Origin of the sequence: Bacillus cereus group sp. BfR-BA-01492 (genome assembly GCF_022662815.1) — a bacterium.
GTDB classification, from domain to species: domain Bacteria; phylum Bacillota; class Bacilli; order Bacillales; family Bacillaceae_G; genus Bacillus_A; species Bacillus_A cereus_BD.
Genome location: NZ_JAKUEH010000004.1, coordinates 214,364 through 237,438 on the forward strand (window position 1 = coordinate 214,364; position 23,075 = coordinate 237,438).

Genomic DNA, 23,075 nt, shown 5'->3' on the forward strand with positions numbered 1-23,075 from the left:
AAGTGTTGGTTTTCTTTATCCCTATGTCTTTGTCTCTATCATCCCTATTCTTGTTAGCATATTTTATAGTAAAAGAATAAAGGGGTGAAATTATGGGTTACCGAGATGATTATTGGTATGAAAAGAAAAGATCTAAGTGTTCAGGCAGAAACGGTAGTTATTATGGACATGATTGTGATGATTGTTGGAAAAAATTCGAAGAGTGTAAAAAAGAAAGCAATCAAAAATGTGATTGTTGCTGCACAACTGGAATTGTTCGTAAATTAAGAGCATTAAGAGGTACGGCTGTAGCAGTAGCAATTACTACTAGCAGTGGTCAAGTCATTGAAGGAACTGTTGAATCAGTTGATTGTCATACTGCTGATATTGTGGCAGCAGGAGAACGAGTAACAGTTTCTGTCTGTGAAATTGAGTCATTTTCACGTGTTGTTTAACAGTTAGCTCGTTTAAAAGCTGTTCTATTGAGAACAGCTTTTTTAATTTGTATGAATATTTCTATACAAAGCTTGAATCTACATAAAAAGAAAGCCTTGCTGTTACGAAGGCACTGAAAAAGGAATTGCTTTCTATCAGAATGTTGAGAATGGAAAGGAGTTAAGCATTTATATATAAGTAGGTGCTAAACTTCTTTGGACTTTTTCGGTGGTCTCGCTGCTAGGGCTTTCTTTTTGATAGGATATTGCGGTTACATAATAGCAACTTTTAAAACAATCCACGTTCGCCTTTTTGCTGAATTAAATAAGAAATACCTTCTATATGGTCACCGACAATTCTTGTCGTTGAAGGAGCTAAACCGCCAGTTTTAGAGAAATGCTTATCAGGGCGAATGCGATTCATTTTATCGACTTCAACACGATGAATGTTTTTTACTTGTAATCCGCTTAATATTGCTTTTACTTGTCCGTATACTGGCGAAGTAAGAGCGTCAAATCCGATCGTTTCAATACATTTTTTACTAAAGGCATGCGGTACAGCAACAATAGAACCAACTCCTAAATCTTTACGATCACAAGCTAGATTAACAGCGTATTTACAGGCTGTTACAATATAGAACGGGAAACGATAAGAAAGATAATGATCTAAATCATTCAGTGCTAAATCAACACCATTTTCAACCGCATGTACAAATGGCAGTAAATCATTTGAAGGGATTACAAAATCTCCATCAATAAATAATAGTATATCGCCTCGTGCAAAATACGCACCAATTGCTCTGCCAGTATCATTTCCCAATTCTTCTTCATACATAACAATCGTTGCTCCGTGTTTTTTCGCAATTTCTGCTGTTTTGTCAGTCGTACCATTAACGACAACTATAATTTCTAAAGGATTTAATTTTCTAGATTCCTGGATAATCGCTTGTATCATTTTCTCTTCATTTTGAACAGGAATAATAATAGATAATTGTTTCCCACCATAGTTAGCTGTGTTTACGCCCCAGCCTGTATCATGAACTTTAGGAAAAGACTTACTTTGCTTTAATTTCAATCCTTCGACAATATCTCGCCTTCTTCCGCCATCAGAATAATGTGCACGGGGATTTTTTAGCTCATCGATCCACTCTGCCATAGCAGCGATATGATTTCCGATAATTCGCTTTTCAGAAGTGGAAAGTTCATTATGCTTTGCAAAATGTTGCTGAGGATTTACGCGATTGATTGAAATGACATCAATTTGTTTATGACGAGAAATGCGGAAGTTATGTTGGAGTATTTTAAGATGAGCGAGCGTTGGGTTTCCTAACGATTCTGCTCCAATGGCATGAACGACTTCTTTTGTCATCGCGTGCGGAACAGAAATAGGGGAATCGATTTTTAAATCCGGACGATGAAAAAATTGATTTGTAACTTGTCTCCAAATCGTTGTGGAATGGGGACGCTGTTTTTTATAAAAAATATAGTCTAAATTATTTAATACAACGTCAGCTGTATGATTCATTAATGGTTGAAGAAATTCACGTAATATATTGCTATCAAGTGGAAAATCAGCATCCATAAATAACAAAATATCTCCTTTTGCTTGCTGTGCGCCAATAGCCCGTCCAATATTATGTCCAAGGGCTGCTTCAAAATTTAACACACGGCATTTATATTTGTGAGCAATTTCTACAGAACGATCGGTACAACCATTAGCAACGACAATAATTTCTAAAGGATGGATTTGCAGAGCAGCTTGCAACACACGATCTAAAGTTTTTTCTTCATTAAAAACAGGAAGTATAATTGAAATAGATTTTTTCTGCATGAAAATTCTCCTTTTATGTGAATAAATTAAACTCATATAAATAATGTATGTACACTTGGAAAAGGTGGTTAATCTTTTGTCGTAATTCTTTCAATATATACATTAAAAAACATAAACAATGACCATTACATTTCTAGAGAAAAGATTTCAAATATTTTTTGCTTCCCTAGTGATGTAATGTAAACAGCTCGTGATCCATCTTTTCTAGTAATCCAATTTTGTTCTAGCATTCGTTCTAAAATAGCATTGCCGAGGGCTCCAGCAATATGATATTGTCTTTCGGTCCAGTCTAAGCAACATTTTGAAAATACACGTCTTTTGTTACGTAATATTTCTAAATCTATACCGAAATCTGCAAAAAAATGTGCACCAATTTCAGTGACTTCAAATTCTGATCCATTCTTTTGTAATACTTGTTTATATAGTAGAGAATTAGCAAGATTGACACCCAATTTTCCAGCTAGATGATCATAGCACGTTCTGGCATATTGAATTTCTTCATGTTTTTTTAGTTCTTTAAAGGATTGAATAGGTTTAAATGGAACGATGTAGAGTAGTTTTTCTAATATTTCTGCCATTTCTTGATTTACTAATTTGTAATAGCGATATCTACCATGCTTTTCAACTTCAAGAATTTGCATGTCATATAATTTATGAAGATGAAAACTTGCTGTTTGTGGTTTGATTTTTGCGACCCGTGCTAATTCAGTGGCTGGATGAGGGCGACCATCCATAAGATGTGTTAAGATAGCCGCTCGTGATGGATCACTAATAAGAGAGGCGGCTTTTGCGATATTTTCATTCACACTTACTCACTCCTTTTTTACATTCATATTTCGATGATAATAGAAATTTTTATGTTTTACAATAAGGAAAGAATGAATGTAAGGAGTGATAATATGAACTTAGAAGTAGGTAAAAATGTATGCAAAGAGATATACCCGAAAATCTTATACTATGGAATGCCAGTGTATTTGTTATCAACGCTAAACGAAGATGGTACAACAAATATAAGTCCGATGTCTTCCTCTTGGGCTCTAGGAAAGTATATTGTTTTAGGAATTGGACTTGGAGGGAAAGCGATTCAAAATATAAAAGTGAATAGAGAATGTGTTATAAATTTACCGTCCTCTTCTCAATGGGAACATGTAGAAAAAATAGCTCCCTATACAGGAACTGACAACATTCCGAAATTTAAATGCGACATGGGATACACATATATAAAAGATAAATTAGCATTAGCGAATTTAACTCCAATTTCTTCGAAAACAGTAAAACCACAACGTATAGAAGAATGTCCATTGCAAATAGAGGCAAGGGTAAGAGACATTCGTATTCCAGATTATGATCCATTTTTTGCAATTGTGGAAACAGAAGTTATTCATGTACATGCCCATACAAATATTATAAAAGGTGGAAATCACATTGATCCGCAAAAATGGAATCCTTTATTTTATAATTTTAGATATTATTTCTCAATTGGAGAAGAGATTGGTAGGAACTATCGAACTTGAAAGCGAACATTCTCCTTATTTTGAAAGAAATGATTTTAAATAGCCTATAAATTGGATCAGAAAAGGGTAAGAGTCAGCATTCATGTATCCGCTGAATGAAGAACAATTATAAAGGTATGTAAAGAATACAAATCATAGAAAAGCGGATACTTTTGTTTATAAGGTAATAGAAGAAAAAGGGAAAGTAATAGGCATATTTTCTTTGGCAGAGTAAACCGAATAGAAAGAACAGCCCGGATAGGTAAGGCTTTAGTCAGAGATAAATAAATGAAAGGGAAATCCGTTGGTGACAAGGTGATAAAGAGGGGACTGCATATCGCATTTGAAATAATAAAAGATGCCCCTAAATAGGGGGAATCTTAGAATCTATGAGAGATGAAGATTTCAAAAGAAAGATTGCTTACATCTAGATTCATGTAGAAAATGATTTCTTTGAAAAACCGACTTACAGAAAAGGTATAAGTCGGTTTTGTATTTACAAATCCTCTGAATCTTGTTTTCGCATATGAATAATCATTGAAATAATGATGATAAACAAAACAGTTGCACTTTGTATGAAAAAATTCTTGAATGTTAGTGATGATAGCCATGATGAGATATAATCTTTAAGAGATTGAAAAGATGGGAAATAAGTAGGATGGAAACCATAGCTAAATAATTTTTTTGATTCGATAAAGGAGCTGTTTTCTCCCTTTGCACCTAATACAACTGAAATCAGTCTTCTATCTTTTTCTTTTGCCGTTCCAACAAAGCTGTAGCCGGTAGTAGGTGAAAAACTTGTTTGTAAACCATCAACGCTTTTCAGTTTCACATTTTTATCAAGCGAATAGAGCATTTTATTTGTATTAAATACATGGATATCTTTGAAGGTGAATTGATAAGAGGTCACACTGCTACTTTTTAATATCATTGGGTAATCATGAAGTAACTGACGAGCTAATTTAGAGGCATCTAAAGCGGTGATTTTAGAGAATTGCTCTTGTTTATTTGAAACCCCTGTTACATTTATAAAGTATGTATCCTTGGATAATCCTAGCTGTCTTGCTGTTTCATTCATTAGTGTTATGAAATTTTCTTCATTTGTTGATATGTGCTCTGCTAAAGCTAGTGCTGCATGATCATTCCCCGTTAACGCAACTGCATGGAATAAATCGCGAATTGTGATATCACCTTTAGCTGTAGTACCAATATAATTCGCTCCTATGTGAAAAGTATCATCCTTTATGTTTACTTTATCTTCCCATTTTAGGGCACCGTTATGTATTCGTTCTAAAAGAATATATTCTATCATGAGTTTAGATAAATCACCTGAGGGAAGAGGAGAATTTTCGTTCTTTTTATACACAATTTCACCAGAATAAGCATCTATTAAAATCGCTGACTGCGATTGAATAGCGGGGCCATTTACATAAATATAAAAATATAAAACGATAGCTATTGTAATGAGTAAAGATAGAAATATAAGCATTGCTTTTTTTAAGAATTGCATAAGTATTCCCCCTCGAAATCCTTCCGTATTTCCTATTGTAAAAATGAATACTTAATTAGGGGGTAAGAAAAGGTAAAGAATTTCTAAAGAATTTTTAAGAATTATTAAAGTGTGAGTAAAAATAGGATAGATTCGATTTCTTAATCGTTAAGAAATCGAATCTTGAAGATAAATAAATTTCATATTTATCCCGCTATTTCAGGGCAGTAACAGCCCGATTGGTGAGGGCTAATCATCAGTGGGGGATGAAGAAAACCCACGCTGATTAAAGTTTCACTTTATTTATATCGAAGTAGTTTTACAGTAAAAGTTGTTTTTTCTTCATCACTATATACTTCAATTGTTCCGTTGTGAAGTTCTACAATACTTTTGGCGATTGCTAATCCAAGCCCGGAGCCTCCTGTATATGCTGACCGAGATTTCTCAACGCGATAGAAACGTTCAAATATATGGGGTAAGTCAGTACTTGGGATTGGTTGTCCATAATTTGTAACGTCAATTGCGACCAGATCCTCTTCTTCATAAGCTGTAATATCAATATATTTACCATCACCTCCATACGTAATGGCGTTGATAATTAAATTTTCAAATACACGTACAAGTTTATCACCATCAGCTAATACCATTAGTTTTTGGGATAAAAATGAAGGCCTACATTTAATATTTGCTTCTTGAAGTTGAATACGAAACTGGACAGTTAATTGTCCGAGTAGTTCAATCATATCAATAGGTACAGAGCGTAAACTCAATTCTTTATTTTGTACGCGTGTATATTCAAATAAGTCATTCATCAATGTATTTAAGCGGTGGACTTTATCATAAATGACTTGTATGTAATGGCGTAGTTCTACTTCATCTCGATAGTTATCATGATGAATCAAATTTACATATCCAACTATAGATGTGAGAGGGGTTCGTAAATCATGTGATACATTCGTAATAAGTTCACTTTTCGCTTGTTCTGTTTGTCGTTCTTCTTCAATCGATACTTTGAGTTGTTCAACAATTTGGTTGACACCAATCGCTAATTCTTCTAAATAATCATGTTGCACAATGGAAACTTTATGATTAAAATTCCCGTTCGCAATATAGCGAATTTCTTCAATCATTCTCTTTATGCAAACTCTGTAATATAATTTTTTTTCGTGGCGATAAAACATATAAATATAGAATGAAAAGATCGAAAACCAATATAGATAGGATAGCATCATAACCCAAATGGATTCTTTCAATCCTCTATACTTTTCATAACCAACAATTCTAACAGTCTCTTTTCCTAATTCTGTTAGCGTGAGGGAACTATCAATTACACTTGTCACGAGACGATATATAATAATTTCAGTAATGGGTGTCAGTATAATGGCTAATAAAAGCCAAAGAATGATTTTCCATTTCGGAATGACTCTTAAAATGTCGAAGGTTTCATTTTTCAATTTTATAACCTACTCCCCAAACAGTATGAATAATTTTCTCGGTATTTATCCCTGTTTCCAATTTGTCCCGCAAGTTACTAATATGGACCATTACCGTTTTGTTAGAACCATACCCATCTTCATTCCAAACACGCTCGAATATTTCTTCTGAACTAAATACCCTTCCTGTATTACTAGCGAGTAAATAAAGAATATCAAACTCGATGGAAGTGAGTTTAATATTTTCCCCGTTTACTTTTACGGTATGATTATGTTTATGTATTTCAATAGAACGAATGCGAATCATGCCGTCTTCATTTACTTGAGAAACCGTTTGTTGAAAGGACGATCTCCGTAGTAAGGCTTTGACTCTAGCCATTAATTCTAATGGGTTAAATGGTTTAATCATGTAATCATCTGCACCTGTCATGAGTCCCAATATTTTATCCATATCTTCTGCCTTGGCACTCAGCATAAGAATTGGAACAGTGTTATTATGTTCTCTAACTTGTTGGCAAACTTCTAATCCATTGCGTTTTGGCATCATAATATCTAAAATCATAAGATCAATTTCATACATGGATAGCATTTGTAAAGCTTCATCACCATCATAAGCTTTATAAATATCATAGCCGTCATTACGTAAATAAACCGCAAGTAATTCTACAATTTCTTTATCATCATCAATAATTAATATATTTTTATTCATTATATATGTAATTCCTTTCTTTACAATGATTCAACATTACTATAATAGCAAACATTTAGATGTTTTGTCGTAACGTTTCCTCATAAAATTTCATGTAACGTATTAAAAGGATTTAAAACATACATAACGAATACAATAACAAATAAGAGTGTTTACATTTTCATTGTAGGAAAAGATAATCATGAGGTGAGATTTTTTATGAAGTATAATGATATCTATGCATTTCAACCAACGGGAAACATAGAAGAGGATATGGAACGTTTTTTATTAAAATATGAAAAAGAGTTTACATATAAGCATTCTATGTGTGTTGCAAATGAAGCGCGTAAATTGGCAAGAAAGTTTCATGTGAATGAAGAAGAGGCAGCTATTGCAGGGTATTTACATGATATTAGTGCCATCTTTCCGAATGAACAACGTATCGCGGCTGCTGAAGCATTTGGAATAGACATACTGCAAGAAGAGCGAGAGTTTCCAATGATCATTCATCAAAAGTTATCAAAAGGAATCGCAAAAGAAATATTCAAAGTGACAAATGAACAAATATTAGATGCAATTGGTTGCCATACGACTTTGCGAAAACATGCGACGACGATGGATCTTGTCTTATTTGTAGCGGATAAAATAGAATGGGACCAAAAGGGAGTCCCTCCATATATAGAACGCGTGAAAAATGGTTTAGAAACCTCATTGGAGCAAGCTGCTTTTGCATATATCTCCTATTTATGGGAAAGAAAAGAGGCGCTTCAAGTATTACATCCTTGGCTGGAAGAAGCGTATTGGGATTTAACTGAGGGATTGAATGAGAAAGGACATAGATATGGATATAAAAGAATATATGAATGATACCTTTCCAGGTGTCATTTTAAAACCGAGCATTTACTTTCAATGGGAGAACCAACTTGGGGTACGGCAACCATTCCTTCTTTTTGGAGCCACTCACAAATATAAAGCAAGAGAAGTGATGTTTTCATATCCTCATTTCTCTTGCTTTATATTAGCTTGCCTCTTCAGTTTCGGTAAGTGATACAGGTATATCAAATTCAATATCTGGCGGACGTCGATTCGAATCTAATCTATATTTTCCAAATCGGTTCACATGAAATGTTAAATACGGACTTAAATCAGATAAAACATCCTCATCAACTTTATTGCCCTCCTGTATATATTCATGAAGAATTTGTGTGAGTTGAAAGACATTATAAAAGATTAAGCAATTTGCTACTAGATGATTATATTTTATAATTTTTCTTTGACGCTCTCGATTATTTTCTGCGATAATTCCTTCACCGCCAAAGAATAACCACTTTGCAAATCCATTAAAAGATTCACTTTTATTTGTAGCGGCTTGGATTGTGCTTCTTAGTTTTTCATCAGATAAATATTTTAATAAAAATAAAGTGCGAATGGCACTTCCTAGCTCTCGAAAAGCCTGATATAGTTTATTTTTCTTACTATATGTATTTAACTTATTTAAAATCGTAGAAGGATGAATCCGTCCCATTTTAATGGACATTACTACACGTAACATATCTTCATAATGATTTCAATTAAATTCCAATCTACTGATTGTGAAAACAATCCATCAATATGCTTATAATTAGACTCTTTATCTGGTCTTAGAAACTTTAAATCTTTCCAATTACGAATTCGAGGCATAAGTTCGATTCCTAGTAAATAGGCTAATCCAAAAACAGGTGCATTTTGTCCTTGTGTATCAGCATGAAGAGTATCAGGCTGAATATCAGATTTATTTTTCATTAGAAGGTCTAAAATATAAACCCCTTCCCAAACGCCACAAGGAATAAAATGACTAAATAGGGCGATATATGTGTCAGAGACATGATAATACCCAATTCCTCCATATCCACCATAGCGAATATGATTTTCAGATAGTAAATTCTTTTCGTATAGATCCCACATGGTTCCATCAGCTGAGGCACTAGTTCCATTTCCCCAGTACTTAGGTAACTTAAATCGATTATATGCATTAATAATCCATTCAATGGCTTTTTGAATATTTTCTTCTGTAATATGTCTATCATTTATCCAAGATATATGTTTTCTATCTATATTTGATAGCGAACGTGCTGTTTGGGTAGGTCCTAAGTTACATCCATAACAAAAAGCTGTTGTTAAATATCGTTCAGTCGGTTTTTCTAATTTTGCATCATGCCCAGAAATCGGTCCAAAAAAACGAGTCCAATTCAACCAATATTCTGTATCTCCTAATAAATCTAACACATTAATTGGAATCATTTTTTCATCAATACGTTTTTGTACAGCTTTTAGCAAAGGAGATGTTCTTTTCTTTTTCGGTTTTGTAATAACCGGTTCACCGTTACGAAGAGTAACTGATTTATTTGTTGGAAAAGAGCTATCTACATTTCTAGCCATTTGTTCTAGTTTGTTATAAACTTGGAATTTAAATTTCTTAGCTGTTGTAGGAAGCCCTGCTTGTTCACAAAAAGTAGCCCGATTTATTTGAAATTCATCCCAAGAAATTAATTGTTTTCTATAATCTGCATGCTTTTCGCTTCCTTCTATGTATAAATCTCCAGATTTTAATTCTAACCAAATTTGTGAAAATACACATGCTTCAAAATGACGACGATGAATTTTTTCAAGAGGAACGTTCCTCCGCTGATGTGGACAAATCCAGCGCCACCACTTTTCAGGTATCCAAGAAAAATCAATCGTAGACATTTCTCCATCAGCATTTGTAAAATCTGTTAAATCACGAATGGAAATCCATTCAGATTTCTTCATTTTATGTTTGACTAAAAATAAAATAGCTTGTTCTAAGCCTCTATTTTGATTTGTCGACTTGAATTCTAACGTTTCTAATATTTTTATTAAATCGGCTCTACTGCTTTTTAAGTGTCGCCATACAAATGAAAAATAATTGTTTCCTGCATAAGCTAAATGATCCTCACACTCATCTAATACACGTAGTCCAGGATTTCCACCAATTAGATTTTCTAATTCTTGAAACTTTTCTTCTATGGATCCTTTGGATTGAAAAGCAAGCACTGTATTACGTAAAATTGTAATTAAGCCGTCCATTTGTTTTTCTTTCTTTTTTTTCAATTCTTGAAGTGAACTTTCTGATTTCTTATGTGCACGAGCAATACGTTTGATATACATTTCTCCAACATCATCTATCATCAATGGTATTTGCTAATTGAATAGATAATAAAGAGACAGCCAATGTGTATCTTTTATGAGGCTCTAATTTTTTCATCCGAGATGCATCTAATGTTTTTGCTTCAGCTGCTAATCTTTCAATTTTAGCCGGTGGAATTTGAAAACGTTGATAGAAATTAAATCTTACCTGTCTTTTATCCAACCGCTTTTTACGATAAATCCAGCGCCTCAATTGATATAAAGTTGGACGTCCAGGATCTTGTTTTACTACATTCCAGTCTGAGTAGGTGGATCCTTCAATACTTTGAAATAATTGGTCTATCTTTTGTTTTTCTTCAATGGTTAATGCATCGGATATATTTTGATATAACGTACGATATGCTTCAGCATGTACGTGGTCTGCAGCCTTTGTAAGTGTACTAAAAGCTGGAAGTTCATAGCTGTTTTTAATAAGTTCGTCAATTGCGATATTTATAATATCACTTTTCTCATCTTTTTTCTAATATTGATTCTTTCATAATATTTAACATAATTTGATGAGCTTGATTATTAAATATTTTAGCTTGGCGATATTCACGAATCATAGCAATTTGACGAATCCCTGTACCAGAACGATGATAAGAAACCCATTCTTTTTGATCTGGTAGATCCAGTTTTGCTTTTCTTGCAATATGTTCAATGTTAATAAACCTAATTGTGAAAAAGGGGTACGTGCCTTCTGTTTTGCCCAGGATATTTCACTTGAGGTAGGTGAAAAAAGTTTTTCTAATTCTTTATAATTCGGACAACTTTTTAATCTAGGATAAGCTGTTTCTTGCATACTAACCATAACGTTGCTCCTTTATTAACGAAATGAAATCTTGCTACATAACAAACAGTTTATTTTTATTATTTATCTGAACTGATACTCTCTACTGCTCTTCTCAAGTCAATTTCACTAGGTGTAATGTATCTACGTGTTGTTTCTAAGCTTTCGTGTCCTGCCAATTGAGCTATAATTTGTAAAGGCTGATTAGCATCCACTAAATTTCGGCAAAAAGAATGTCTTAGAGAGTGAGCTGAATAATCTGTAAGTCCTATAGAATGTAAGTAATTTTTTATAAGGTAATGTATTCCTTGTCTCGTAATCCGAGTAGAATGCCTTGCTGACAGAAATAATGCAACTTGAGATAATTCACCTCGTACTACTAACCAATTTTCTACTGTTTTCATTAACTCTAAATTCATAAGGGCAATTCGATTCTTTCCACCTTTTCCGGAAATTACGGTTATTGTTCGGCGTTTTAAATCTATATCTTCGATATCTAGTGATACTACCTCTGAAATCCTGAGTCCAGCTTGTAACATGATTTGAACAATCGCAAGGTTTCTCGCTTTTTTCCATGTATTTTTTTCTTTATGTATTTGATGTAAAAATTTATCTTGCTCTAAACGACTAAGCCATCTAGGAGCTTGCGCTAAAGGGGAGATTCGTTTTCTTTTTACTTTGGTTGTAGGATCTAGGGTAGAATATCCAGCTTGCGCTAAATAAGACCAATACACCTTAATAGACGCCACCCTTTTATTGATTGTAGCTGGTGCCAATTTTTCTACCGTTTGCATAAAAGATACCCATTCATGTAAATCCCTAGATGTAATAAAATCTGGATTGAAATTTTCACCAGTTCTTTCAACTATCCATTTTTCTAAAGCCACAACAGATGCCACATATTCTTGAATTGTACGATTACGTCTTCCCTCTTCTTGTAAATAAATTTGAAATGAGTCTATATGATTCATTAAGCATACTCCTTATTTTATTGTGTTCGGTAAAGTTGTTTTTATATAGAAATTATACGTGTTCGGTAAAGAAAGAACAATGAATAATAAACAAAAACTATACCAAAATCTAGTTCGGTATAGTAAAATTGCGTGTCAATTTGAAATAAATTTGATTAGTTTTTTTGGGAATGGATTCTTTTTGTTCTTACTATATATGGATTTTTAGAATATTACTGATGTAATTTTCTTTTGAATTAATACTCTCACTTAATATTCTTAATATTTTAAATATATTGTATTTTTCATAAGATGGTGTTAGCATTTAAGTATTAATAAAATTAGGAGGGAACTTATGAAGAAGGTTATTACTGCTCTACTTGCTGTATTGTTTGTATCAATTAGTCTTTTTCCTACTCCAAACATTTTTGCAGAAGTAAATGAAACAACTCCTATTCTTGAGAAAAAATCTGAAGAACCAAATACTGTTACTACTGTATATGAGTTAGTACCAGCTTTTACTACAAACTCTGTTGATTCAGATACTTCCAATGCAGCCCTTTCAAGTGGAAATGCCACAGTTACTTGTAGAGATGGAGGACATGGCATCGCATCATGTGACTACGTACAATTTATTTGGTGATAAAATTAGCACAGTATCTACCACAGTCTATATTTATATGCCAAAAAATATTTATGTTGCTAGTGATAAACAATTTTTCCGTCATGGAGGGGTCTCTAGCACAGTATATGGCCAATCAGAAATGTATGTTGGTTCCGGTACATATTATTCTGAACTATGGGGTACAGTAACTGGTCTAAAAGGAACATACAATGTTGCCAATGTTGCATCTAGAAACTTCACTGTTAAATAAGAACAATTAACAGATTTGAAAATAAAGAACGATGTATGACATTTGCATACATCGTTTTTATTCGTGAAAGGAGTCTATGAAAATGAATTGGCTTAAAAAAGTGTCTGTCAATCCATTAAATGAGGAGTCCTTTGAAATGGACTCTGTAAATAGCAATGATGAATTAAGAATACAAAGTGTACATTTAGAAAGAGAAGATAATAATATATCTATACTAGCACAATTATTTATGGCAAATCATATACTGTACGATGTGCCAACTTTATTATCTGCTATACCTATCACAAGCCCCCAAATAGAGGATATTGTGACAAATGAAATTGCAAATCACTTTAATAAAGTCCAAAAAATATATGTTAATAACCAATTAAAACGTATTCAGTTCCAGGAATTAAAATCCTTTTCAAAAAATCAGTTTAAAGATATGCTCAAAAATAATGCCATCCATCCTATTGTTCAAGAACTATATTTTTTGACAGAAAAAGAATCTATAGAGGATAGATATATAAATATAAGTGAAAAACAACAAGTAAAATATAAAGTGTTAAAGGAATATATAGAACCTCCTACCATTATCAATTCAGATTTAACTCGAGTCATGTGGTTTATTAAAAATACATTCTATTTAACGGAGGCATCATTTACTGTATTGCCAATTGGATGGGAGTTAAAAAATAACCTAAAAGAATTAGAAATCCTTAAACTATTTAACGAAATGTCTGATTCTCTATTAATAACTATTGATTCAGAAAACAATAAGGTACTATATATTGATTGTATTAATAGGAATATAAAAAATGGTGCATAAGACGATTGTTTATTGAAGATAGATTTAGCAAAAAATATTTTTTAATGATCCAATTCTACATTGCTTGCAACAGGATATGTGAAAGTATGTACTTTAAAGGATTGGATGTTTTAGTTGAAAAAATTATGAAAGTAGTTAAACTTTTTTAAGTTATATACCAATTAGTAAGTAAAGACAGAATTTTGATTAATATTTTTAAAATTCTGTCTTTTTATATACTGTTAAACAGATATTTTGGGGTTGTCTTTCAATCAAATTTTATTTAAAACCAACATTATGTAAAAAAGACGACTTTTGTGAGTGGCTCTAAAAAGAAGGAATGGTTGCCGTACCCCAACTTCATTTTGACTTTGGAAAAGGCATTTTTCCATATGAGTGTGGTACTGCTACATGTAACAACAAGTATTTTTCTCAAATATATAAATATAATACACTATTATTCCAAGATATATTTTCTGCAAAAGATATGATGTTTTTAGTAATAAATGTTTATCACTTTAAAAAGGAGAGATTAAGAAAACAGAAGAAATTAAGGCTATATAGCCGATTTCTGAAAAAGAAAGAGTTAAAATTTCGACTGAGGCAAGAAACGTTTCCTTATTTCTTTGATGATGAGGACGCAGAGTTATATTGTACATATCAATTTTTATTACAGTGTTTGGCAGAAGATATTAAGTATATACCACTTATAAAAGCTATGAATCATGAAGATTTTCCTAATCTCTATCCGCGTTTAGGTGGAAGAGCAGATATTTCGTATCCTGACGTTTTTCTTATCAATGCAACGAAAGATATTATCATGTTTATTTATGATGATAGAGGATGTGAAGTAATTGCGAAGAATAAAGAAAGTATAAGACATTTATATAATAAATATGAAAAGTGGATACCAGATTATGAGCTCGATCATATAGCAACATTGTTTAAATGAAAATAGGAGGAAGTGAAGCATGTAATGAAACGTATTGCCATTGTATCTGCATGGGAATCAGAACTTACGTATTTGCATCAATATTGTCCAAGCGAACGTGTCGAAAGACGAGCGGCTTGGGACTTTCATTTTCATTCTATTCATGAATTAGAAATTATATCAGTTGTTACTGGTGTTGGGAAAGTTAGTTGTGCAAGCTGTGTACAATTATTAATTAGTGAATTCCAGCCTGAAGAGCTTTTTATGACGGGAATTTGTGATAGTTTATCGAACAAAGTGAAGAATGGTCATATCGTTGTAGCTCTTCATACTTTACAGCATGATGTACCAGCTGCTGGAACGGGAGAAAATCAGTTTGATTTATATACTGGGAGAACAGCGCCGATTGAAACAACGAAAGCGCTTGTCAGACAAATAAAGAAAATGCGTCCTCATGAGCCAGTTCATTTTGGAACAATTTTATCCGGCGACCAGCGTATTCACAGTTCAGAAATGCGCTATTTGTTACATACTGTATATGGGGCATTAGCAGTTGATCAAGAAATAGCTGCTTTTGCTTATGTATGCCATGCAAATAAAAAGCCATTCTTATGTTTAAAAGCGGCTTCCGATCAAGCAAATGATAAAACAGAGGAAGAACAAAAAATCTTTAAACAATTAGCGTGCGAGAAATCTTGTGAATATTTACTTTCTTTTTTGCAAATGCATGGGAGAACTGTTACACATAAATAAGATATAAAGGAGCCTCATACGAGATATGGGAACAAAGGATACAATAGCGATGATTGGTGCAAATGGAAAAGCTGGAAAATTTCTTGTACACCAAGCGTTACAGGAAGGATATCAAGTACGAATTTTAACGCGAAATCCAGAAAAATTTACAATATATAATCAAGATGTGGAAATTATACAGGGAGATGCGCGTGATTTCTATGCTATACAAGAACTGCTTCAAGATTGTCAAGCTGTTATTAATGCTGTAGGTCAGCCTAAAAAAGAGTCTTACATATTCAGTACCGTGACAAGTCATATTTTAAAAGTAATGAATGAATATAAAATAAAACGGTATATTTTAATTTCTGGAGGATCATTGGATATAAAAGGAGACCAAAAAAGTATCCTAAACAAAATAGGAGCCGTATTATTTCGGTTGTTTTTTCCAAAGATGATGAGTGATAAATATAAAGAATTACGCCTTATACAACATAGCGATATAGATTGGACAGTTGTTAGATTACCTTTTGTTGTAGAAGGGACAGGTATTGGAACGATTAAAGAGAATGTAGTAGATGTACCAGGGATTAAAATTCAAAATGGAGATATCGCCCCTTTTGTCATCAAGCAAATTAAAGATCGTATATATGTACAAAAGTGTCCGTTCATTTCAAATTAAGAAAAATATAAGGATATATGTTTTATTATAAAAGCATAAAGGTATAATCCTTTGTGTTTTTATTTGTTAATGATGGAATTTGAGAAGTATGTTTTAGCAGCTCTTTATATACAATCAGTTGAATTAATAACCGAAAATAAATTATTTATTATATAATTATTATCACATAAAAGATGATTTTAAACAAAATAAAAGGATGGGTTTTTATATCTTATATCTTCTTTATTGACTCTCACATTATGTCATTGTTTAAGCTTGAGTTGAGCTTCGAAATAAATGGAAATTACAGGAGGAACAAATGTTTAAAATAGGGGATTTTTCAAAACTTTCTTCAATTAGTATTCGAATGTTGAGACATTACGATAACATGGAGTTATTGCAGCCTGAAAAAATAGATGCGCAAACTGGTTATCGTTATTATTCAGCAGCACAATTACAGAAAGTAAATCAAATTCAAAATTTGAAGGATATGGGATTTCGTCTCACTACTATTAAAGAAATATTAGAAAACAATAATATAGAAATTATGACAGAACACTTTGTTCATCGTACGTCTCAAATAAGAGAAGAAATGAAAGCCCTTCAAAAACAATTGCGACTTCTCGAAGACTCAATGAAAATAATGAGAGAGGATGTTATTGAAATGAACTATCATGTTTCTTTGAAAGAGATACCTGGAAGGAAAGTAGCAAGTGTTCGAAAAGTGATTCCATCTTATCATTGTGAAGGAGAGTTATGGAATATACTGATGCAAGAAATAAAACGACAAAATATAAATATGGCGAATCCAAGACATAGCTTAGCTATATTTCATGATAATGAATATAAAGAAAAAGATGTAGATGTAGAAATACAGATAAATGTGACAGGGGAATATGAAAATACGAAAGAAACCATATTTAAAAAAGTCGATTCATCTTTTGTTGCCTCTATTACAGTGAACGGAAGTTATGAACAAATGACAGCAGTTAACGAAGCAGCGGCAAAATGGATTGAATCTGAAAAATATAAAATTACAGGACCGATGTTTAATATATACCACGTGAGTCCAGCAATGGAATCTGATCCTACGAAGTGGATTACAGAAATTTGTTATCCAGTGAAAAAATGAATAATCGTTACAATTGTTTCGTTATTCATTGGTTTGTGATATTCCATAAGTTAACATAATATTATTATGTTAACTTATGGAGAGAAGGAGTAAATCATAATTGAGATTAACATTTAACAAGAACGCTACGAATAGAAAATTGAACTTATATAGAGAGTATAAATAACCATCAATAATGACAGTTTTTCTTTAGAAAAAGGGAAAAGTGCACTTTAAAAAGACACTTTTCCCTTTTTTTATTTAAGGTTGTTGTAAGGTTTTCTTTAGACTAAGGAAAGGTGTATTCATTACAGTGAAAAGAGAAGGGAAATATTGATAAAAATAGAATGGAGTTGTCTTTTGATATGAGTACTTCAGTTATTATTCAAACACATAACCTATCAAAAACATACGGAACGATACATTGTGTGAATCAGGTGAATCTTCATATTAAAGAAGGAGAAATTTATGGTTTTTTAGGCCCAAATGGAGCTGGAAAAACAACTACGTTAAAAATGTTACTTGGGCTTATTAAACCTTCTGAAGGAGACATTAAAGTATTCGGAGACAGTTTGAACAAATGTCGTTCGTCTATTTTAGAGCGGACAGGATCCCTTATTGAATCTCCCTCGTATTATGGACATTTAACAGGGCTTGAAAATCTCAAAGTGATGCAACGCCTTCGAAATGCATCAGATAAAAATGTACATGAGGTTCTAAAAATTGTACGTTTAGAAAAGCAAATAAATAAAAAAGTGGATCAATACTCACTGGGAATGAAACAACGGTTAGGGATTGCTATGGCTCTTCTTACTTTTCCTAAGTTGTTAATTCTTGACGAACCAACAAATGGTCTTGACCCAGCGGGCATCGGCGAAATTAGAGAATTGATTAAGTCATTACCAAAGCGCTATGGAATCACGGTATTACTCTCTAGCCATCTTCTTTCAGAAATTGAACAAATTGCTACTTCAGTCGGCATTATTAGTGAAGGGAAACTGTTGTTTCAGGGGAGTATGGCTAATCTACAGAAAAGAAATAGAAATGCTATTTTTATTAAAGCAGAAGATAATATGAAAGCAGGTCAGCTACTTACTACTCAAGGCTACAACTTTGTCCAAAGTGGTAATCGGTTGAAATTTGCTCATCTTGAGGATGCGAAAGTAGCGGAAGTAAATCGGATGCTTGTTAAAAATGAAATTTCTGTAACCCGAATTGAGAAACAGAAGAAAAGCTTAGAGAATATTTTCCTGGAGTTAACAGGAAAGGAGAGAAGCTTGTGATGAAATTGTTAGGACTAGAATATTTTAAAATTCGTCGCAAAAAAATATGGGTTATGATTCTATTATTTCTTAGCGCAGAGATGCTATGGGCATTTATCGCTCTTAGTCGATCGATGGCTACTAACTCTAAATTTGCCTCTTGGGAAGCAATTGTTTTTAGTATTTCCTCTATGAATGGCCTTTTTATGCCTATTATTTCAGCGATTGTTGTATCACGTATTTGTGATATGGAACATAAGGGAGAAACGTTAAAAATGCTTGTTGCTACGAATGTAAAACGCAGACATCTTTACGCAGCGAAGTATATATGTGTGAATAGTTTACTTCTGTTAAGTATTTTTGCACAGGTTGCACTTATGATTATATTTGGATTCGTACACAAACTTTCTAGTAACTTTTCTTCTGCATTGTTTATTCAATTTGTTTTCGGAACTTTTTTAACGACTCTTGCGGTTACAGCGCTTCAGCAGTGGCTTTCTTTTACTATTAAGAATCAAGTTTTCGCGCTATGTTTAGGCATGCTAGGTGGATTTATTGGAATGACTGCCGGGTTGTTTCCAGCTGCGATTAGACGTATGTTTATTTGGGCTTATTACTTAGAACTTAGCCCGATTGCTCATTTATACAAGAATTCCTTAAGCGCTTACATAGTCCAGTCGATAAACCTTTGGAATGTCATCGTTACAATAGCTTTAGCGATCTTATTCTATATTGTCGGAAGCGCTCGGATAAGCCGACAAGAAATGTAAGGAGGGAATAAAATGAAACGAAGTATTTTGGCGGAATGTCTTAAATTACGCCATTCTCGAATCTTACTTGTACTCGCGACACTTCCTATTATAAGTTTGCTAATTGGATGCGCGAATTATTATTATAATCAAGAAGTGCTGCAAAATGGTTGGTATAGTTTATGGACGCAAGTTAGTTTGTTTTACAGTGAGTTTTTCTTACCTATTTTAATTGCAATTTGCTGCTCATATATTTGTCGACTTGAGCATTTGAACCGAAATTGGAATATGACTATGACATCTCCTGTATCAGTTGCAAGTATATTTCTTGCTAAATTAGTTATTGTTAGTCTTTTAATCGGATTTGCACAAGCGCTATTTATAGGACTCTACTGGCTTATAGGGAACTTTTTCTTCTTACCTAAAACATTTCCGCTAGAGACAATCGGTTGGGCGATGCGCGGATGGTATGCATCTCTTGCTATTATCGCTCTGCAATTAAGCTTATCGCTAAGAATCCGAAGTTTTGCTATGCCTATCGGTATGAGTTTATGTGCAGTCTTTATCGGACTTGGTATGTACATTGCTAAGTTAGGGATGTTTTTTCCTTTCTCACTGCTCACCATTGGTATGAGTGTACTGAATCAAGAAAAGTTAAGCGAGGGACAGAATTTTTTATTTTTGATGATGAGTACAGTTTTCATTATTATGTTTTCAATGATTTCAATTCAGCGATTAAAGAAAAAAGATATAATCTCATCCTGATCGAGTTTAGGAGGAAGGTTTTATAAAAAATAATATTAGGGATGATTATTGTGATAAGCATCGGATTTTGGATGGGTCTATTTAGTAGAGAGAGACTTATTCTTGACAGCCCTTCAGGAAAAGTGATGTATTACAGCAAAATAAAGAATCCTGGTATACAGAATGAGACGGGACGTTATAACTATGAGTTGTTTGCTTACAATCAATAAGGAAAGAGTCTTATATTCGGCTATATTATACGCTATTTCGTGGTGTTACGTTTCAACTTGAAGAATTGCCAAAAGTAGTGAAACAACGGTATAAAAAATAGGAAAAGATAATTTTATAGATTTTCCTATTTTTTACGCAATATCGTATTTTATGTATAATAAAATCAGGTGATGCAAGATGGGAAATTTAAAAGATAAAAAAATCTTAATTGTAGATGATGAACCAGAAATGAGAATCATGATTGAAAGATTCTTAAGAAAAGAGGGGTTTTTCCGGATTTTTAGTGCTGCTGATTGTACGTCAGCTCTATCGCTTTGCTGCGTAGATCAGCCAGATATCGTTATTCTTGATGTAATGCTACCTGATGGTGACGGCTTTTCACTTTTATCTTCGATTAGGCAGTTCTCAAATATGCCGGTTCTTTTTCTATCTGCACGAGGAGAAGATGAGGACCGGTTACTTGGATTAGGTTTAGGGGCAGATGATTATATTGTGAAGCCGTTCTTACCACGTGAACTCGTATTACGTCTTATCGCTGTTTTAAAACGAGTCTATTCTTCTCCGGTAGTAGAGCGTCTATCAATCTTCCAATTAGGGGAACAAACTGTAGACTTAGAAAGCGCTGTTGTATATAGGGACGAAAAAGAACTACCATTAACAGCAAAAGAACATGCTATTCTTGTAAAGTTATATGAGAATCGCGGTCGAATTGTAACAAGTGACGCTATATGTCAAGCAGTTTGGGGAGATGATAGCTACGGTTACGAAAATACATTAATGGTCCATATGAGACGAGTACGTGAAAAAATTGAGCCGGATCCCTCCAAACCGATTTATCTTCTTACCGTGAGAGGACTAGGGTATAAATTGCTATTGAAGGAGACGCATTAATTGAGAGGAATTATTCGTATATTACATAGATTCGCAATGACAACGATATGTATTTCTATATTTTTACTGATTTTTAATTTTGTCTTATTAGGTATAATGATGTTTAAAGAAATGAATCTAGATTCATCCCCAGAAGATGTGCTGAAGAAAGTGAATCAAGGATTAAACAAGCGGGACGAAAATTATCAACTTGATGAACAAGCTGTAAAGAGTCTACACAATAATCGCGTTTGGGCGATGCTAATTGGTGAAAATGGGAAAGTACAATGGGAGTATCAATTGCCTAAAGATGTACCTAGTTCTTACAAAATAGCGGATATTGCTAAGTTTTCGCGTTATTATCTTTCAGAATATCCTGTCTATACGTGGGAACATCAAGATGGGCTACTAGTAGTAGGATATCCAAAGAGAAGCCATTGGAAATATCAACTTCATTTCCTTTCTGATTCAGTTCAGTCAATGCCGCTGAGACTTCTCCTGCTGTTACTCTTTAATATAGGAATAACTGTATTCATCTCTATGTTGATTGGTACGCGCCTTATAAGAAAAATCCGCCCTCTTGTGTCAGGGGTTCACAAGCTGGCCAAAGAAGAAGTCGTTCAGCTAGATTCTAAAGGTCTATTCGGTGATTTAGCTCAAAGCATCAATTCAGCTTCGACTAAGCTTCAAAATAAGACAGCTGCGTTGAAAGCGCGAGATGAGGCACGTTCCAATTGGATTGCGGGAATTTCTCATGATATTCGAACACCGCTTTCTATTATTCTTGGTTATGCAAGTGAAATGGAAGATGATTCAGAATTGGCGGAGGAGCAGAGAGAACGAGCAGGTATTATGCGGCATCAAGGAGAGAAATTACGATCGCTTGTGAGCGATTTAAACCTTGTTTCTATGCTTGAATACGAAATGCAGCCTTTACATTTAAAAAATATTCGTCTATCTGTTTTAGCAAGGCAGGTTGCAACCGATTTTTTAAATAATGGATTAGATGATAAATATCAGATCGAATTAAAATTAAAAGATGACGGGGCTCAAATTAGGGGAGACGAAAAATTGCTGATTCGAGCAATTAGTAATGTAGTTCAAAATAGTGTCCGGCATAATCCGAATGGATGTGAAATTATAATCGAAACCGCTTTATCAAAAGATCGCTCTACATATCATTTTATTGTACAAGATAACGGACAAGGAATTCCAAATGAAAAAATAGCTGAAATTACCGAACTACCTTATTCTTCAAAAAGAAGACAAACGATTCAAGAAGGTCACGGTCTAGGCATTCCAATGGTAGCAAGAATTATGCAAGCTCATCAAGGAGAGCTTATTCTAACAAACAACAAAAATCAAAAAGGTTTACAAGTCATTATGGAATTTCCTTTACATTCACTTGTCTAAGAAAAACAAGAGATTAGAAGGCCGCAAAGCGCTTTTTCAAGAAAGCTTTGCGGTCTTTTCATGTTTCAATGTATAATAATATATTTCACAAGAAAATGTCCTCCTAATGAAAAAATATTACAATTATAACTTTAAAAAATGTGTAGATTTAGGAAATGTTGTTTCTTTTGAGAAATCAATAGAAGTATAGAATCTGTCAGCTTGTTCTGTTTCATAATGCTTATTATAAATCTTGTTAATTTTAGAACATGGTTACATCCTTATTTATTCTTAACTATAAGAGTATGAATGATTTTAAATTGAGGAGATTTGCTATTTAAGAGGGCATAGCCATCAAGTTAACAAAAATACTCCAGATGCTGAAAGCATCTGGAGTATTTTTGTTAGATATAGAATACAAGTTTCTATATTTGGACATACTCAAATAAGACTTCAA

Annotated in this window: 22 protein-coding genes and 3 pseudogenes; 18 read left to right on the forward strand and 7 right to left on the reverse strand. The window is 33.3% G+C overall.

Annotation, left to right across the window (positions count from 1 at the left end; translation table 11 throughout):
• The first annotated feature begins 92 nt into the window (after positions 1-92).
• Positions 93-434 (forward strand): hypothetical protein, encoded by a 342-nt coding sequence (locus tag MR063_RS08175; protein WP_242196170.1) that lies wholly within the window; start codon positions 93-95, stop codon positions 432-434.
• Between the two features lie 268 nt (positions 435-702).
• Here the strand turns inward: MR063_RS08175 and MR063_RS08180 are convergent, their stop codons facing one another.
• Positions 703-2,244, reverse strand: a complete 1,542-nt coding sequence (locus tag MR063_RS08180; protein ID WP_242196173.1) for a glycosyltransferase family 2 protein — start codon at positions 2,242-2,244, stop codon at positions 703-705.
• A 125-nt stretch (positions 2,245-2,369) separates the two neighbouring features.
• The gene (locus MR063_RS08185) at positions 2,370-3,050 is read right to left on the reverse strand and encodes an ArsR/SmtB family transcription factor (RefSeq protein ID WP_242196176.1); all 681 of its coding nucleotides are present in this window, start codon (positions 3,048-3,050) and stop codon (positions 2,370-2,372) included.
• Positions 3,051-3,143: 93 nt separating this feature from the next.
• Between MR063_RS08185 and MR063_RS08190 the strand changes: the two genes are divergently transcribed.
• Entirely contained in the window at positions 3,144-3,758 is a 615-nt protein-coding gene (locus tag MR063_RS08190) for a flavin reductase family protein (RefSeq protein ID WP_242196179.1), read from the forward strand.
• A 475-nt stretch (positions 3,759-4,233) separates the two neighbouring features.
• On the opposite strand, the gene MR063_RS08195 is transcribed toward MR063_RS08190, so the two are convergent.
• From MR063_RS08195 to MR063_RS08205, 3 genes are all read right to left on the reverse strand, one after another.
• The gene (locus MR063_RS08195; protein WP_242196182.1) at positions 4,234-5,247 is read right to left on the reverse strand and encodes a D-alanyl-D-alanine carboxypeptidase family protein; all 1,014 of its coding nucleotides are present in this window, start codon (positions 5,245-5,247) and stop codon (positions 4,234-4,236) included.
• 278 nt (positions 5,248-5,525) lie between these two features.
• Positions 5,526-6,680, reverse strand: coding sequence for a sensor histidine kinase (locus MR063_RS08200; protein ID WP_242142998.1), 1,155 nt, complete (start codon positions 6,678-6,680; stop codon positions 5,526-5,528).
• Positions 6,670-7,368, reverse strand: a complete 699-nt coding sequence (locus MR063_RS08205) for a response regulator transcription factor (protein ID WP_242196185.1) — start codon at positions 7,366-7,368, stop codon at positions 6,670-6,672. The genes MR063_RS08200 and MR063_RS08205 overlap by 11 nt, the downstream gene beginning before the upstream one ends.
• 198 nt (positions 7,369-7,566) lie before the next feature.
• On the opposite strand from MR063_RS08205, the gene yqeK reads away from it, so the two are divergent.
• Together yqeK and MR063_RS22285 are read left to right on the forward strand one after the other, a co-directional pair.
• Positions 7,567-8,214, forward strand: a complete 648-nt coding sequence (gene yqeK, locus MR063_RS08210; RefSeq protein WP_242196188.1) for a bis(5'-nucleosyl)-tetraphosphatase (symmetrical) YqeK — start codon at positions 7,567-7,569, stop codon at positions 8,212-8,214.
• Positions 8,189-8,272: pseudogene (locus tag MR063_RS22285) on the forward strand (DUF3885 domain-containing protein); the annotation flags it as partial. The gene yqeK and the pseudogene MR063_RS22285, both read left to right, overlap by 26 nt.
• Before the next feature lie 93 nt (positions 8,273-8,365).
• Here the strand turns inward: MR063_RS22285 and MR063_RS21765 are convergent.
• Both MR063_RS21765 and MR063_RS08230 read right to left on the reverse strand, forming a co-directional pair.
• Positions 8,366-11,344 (reverse strand): annotated as a pseudogene (locus tag MR063_RS21765) (Tn3 family transposase).
• 59 nt (positions 11,345-11,403) lie between these two features.
• Positions 11,404-12,294 (reverse strand): tyrosine-type recombinase/integrase, encoded by an 891-nt coding sequence (locus MR063_RS08230; RefSeq protein WP_242196198.1) that lies wholly within the window; start codon positions 12,292-12,294, stop codon positions 11,404-11,406.
• 334 nt (positions 12,295-12,628) lie between these two features.
• Between MR063_RS08230 and MR063_RS08235 the strand changes: the two genes are divergently transcribed.
• The 14 genes and pseudogenes from MR063_RS08235 to MR063_RS08300 all read left to right on the forward strand — a co-directional run.
• Positions 12,629-12,916 (forward strand): hypothetical protein, encoded by a 288-nt coding sequence (locus tag MR063_RS08235; RefSeq protein ID WP_242196200.1) that lies wholly within the window; start codon positions 12,629-12,631, stop codon positions 12,914-12,916.
• On the forward strand, positions 12,891-13,148 hold the full coding sequence (locus tag MR063_RS08240; protein ID WP_242196203.1) for a hypothetical protein: 258 nt from the start codon (positions 12,891-12,893) through the stop codon (positions 13,146-13,148). The genes MR063_RS08235 and MR063_RS08240 overlap by 26 nt, the downstream gene beginning before the upstream one ends.
• Before the next feature lie 82 nt (positions 13,149-13,230).
• Entirely contained in the window at positions 13,231-13,956 is a 726-nt protein-coding gene (locus MR063_RS08245) for a hypothetical protein (RefSeq protein WP_242196206.1), read from the forward strand.
• A 319-nt stretch (positions 13,957-14,275) separates the two neighbouring features.
• Complete coding sequence (locus MR063_RS08250) at positions 14,276-14,887, forward strand: DUF3885 domain-containing protein (protein WP_242196209.1); 612 nt, start codon at positions 14,276-14,278, stop codon at positions 14,885-14,887.
• A gap of 24 nt (positions 14,888-14,911) precedes the next feature.
• Positions 14,912-15,619, forward strand: coding sequence for a phosphorylase family protein (locus MR063_RS08255; RefSeq protein ID WP_242196212.1), 708 nt, complete (start codon positions 14,912-14,914; stop codon positions 15,617-15,619).
• Between the two features lie 25 nt (positions 15,620-15,644).
• Positions 15,645-16,280 carry an SDR family oxidoreductase gene (locus MR063_RS08260; RefSeq protein ID WP_242196215.1) on the forward strand — a complete coding sequence of 212 codons (636 nt, stop codon included), beginning with the start codon at positions 15,645-15,647 and terminating at the stop codon, positions 16,278-16,280.
• Between the two features lie 298 nt (positions 16,281-16,578).
• A complete protein-coding gene (locus MR063_RS08265; protein ID WP_242196218.1) occupies positions 16,579-17,391 on the forward strand; it encodes a MerR family transcriptional regulator in 813 nt (270 codons plus the stop codon).
• A 344-nt stretch (positions 17,392-17,735) separates the two neighbouring features.
• Complete coding sequence (locus MR063_RS08270; RefSeq protein WP_242196221.1) at positions 17,736-18,653, forward strand: ABC transporter ATP-binding protein; 918 nt, start codon at positions 17,736-17,738, stop codon at positions 18,651-18,653.
• Positions 18,650-19,402, forward strand: coding sequence for an ABC transporter permease (locus tag MR063_RS08275; protein WP_242196224.1), 753 nt, complete (start codon positions 18,650-18,652; stop codon positions 19,400-19,402). The genes MR063_RS08270 and MR063_RS08275 overlap by 4 nt, the downstream gene beginning before the upstream one ends.
• A gap of 12 nt (positions 19,403-19,414) precedes the next feature.
• Entirely contained in the window at positions 19,415-20,146 is a 732-nt protein-coding gene (locus MR063_RS08280; RefSeq protein WP_242196226.1) for an ABC transporter permease, read from the forward strand.
• A gap of 41 nt (positions 20,147-20,187) precedes the next feature.
• Positions 20,188-20,355 carry a hypothetical protein gene (locus MR063_RS08285; RefSeq protein ID WP_242196256.1) on the forward strand — a complete coding sequence of 56 codons (168 nt, stop codon included), beginning with the start codon at positions 20,188-20,190 and terminating at the stop codon, positions 20,353-20,355.
• A 178-nt stretch (positions 20,356-20,533) separates the two neighbouring features.
• Positions 20,534-21,247 (forward strand): response regulator transcription factor, encoded by a 714-nt coding sequence (locus tag MR063_RS08290; RefSeq protein WP_242196258.1) that lies wholly within the window; start codon positions 20,534-20,536, stop codon positions 21,245-21,247.
• Complete coding sequence (locus MR063_RS08295; RefSeq protein ID WP_242196261.1) at positions 21,248-22,639, forward strand: sensor histidine kinase; 1,392 nt, start codon at positions 21,248-21,250, stop codon at positions 22,637-22,639.
• Positions 22,636-22,707, forward strand: a pseudogene (locus MR063_RS08300) (IS6 family transposase); the annotation flags it as partial. The gene MR063_RS08295 and the pseudogene MR063_RS08300, both read left to right, overlap by 4 nt.
• Between the last annotated feature and the right edge of the window lie 368 nt (positions 22,708-23,075).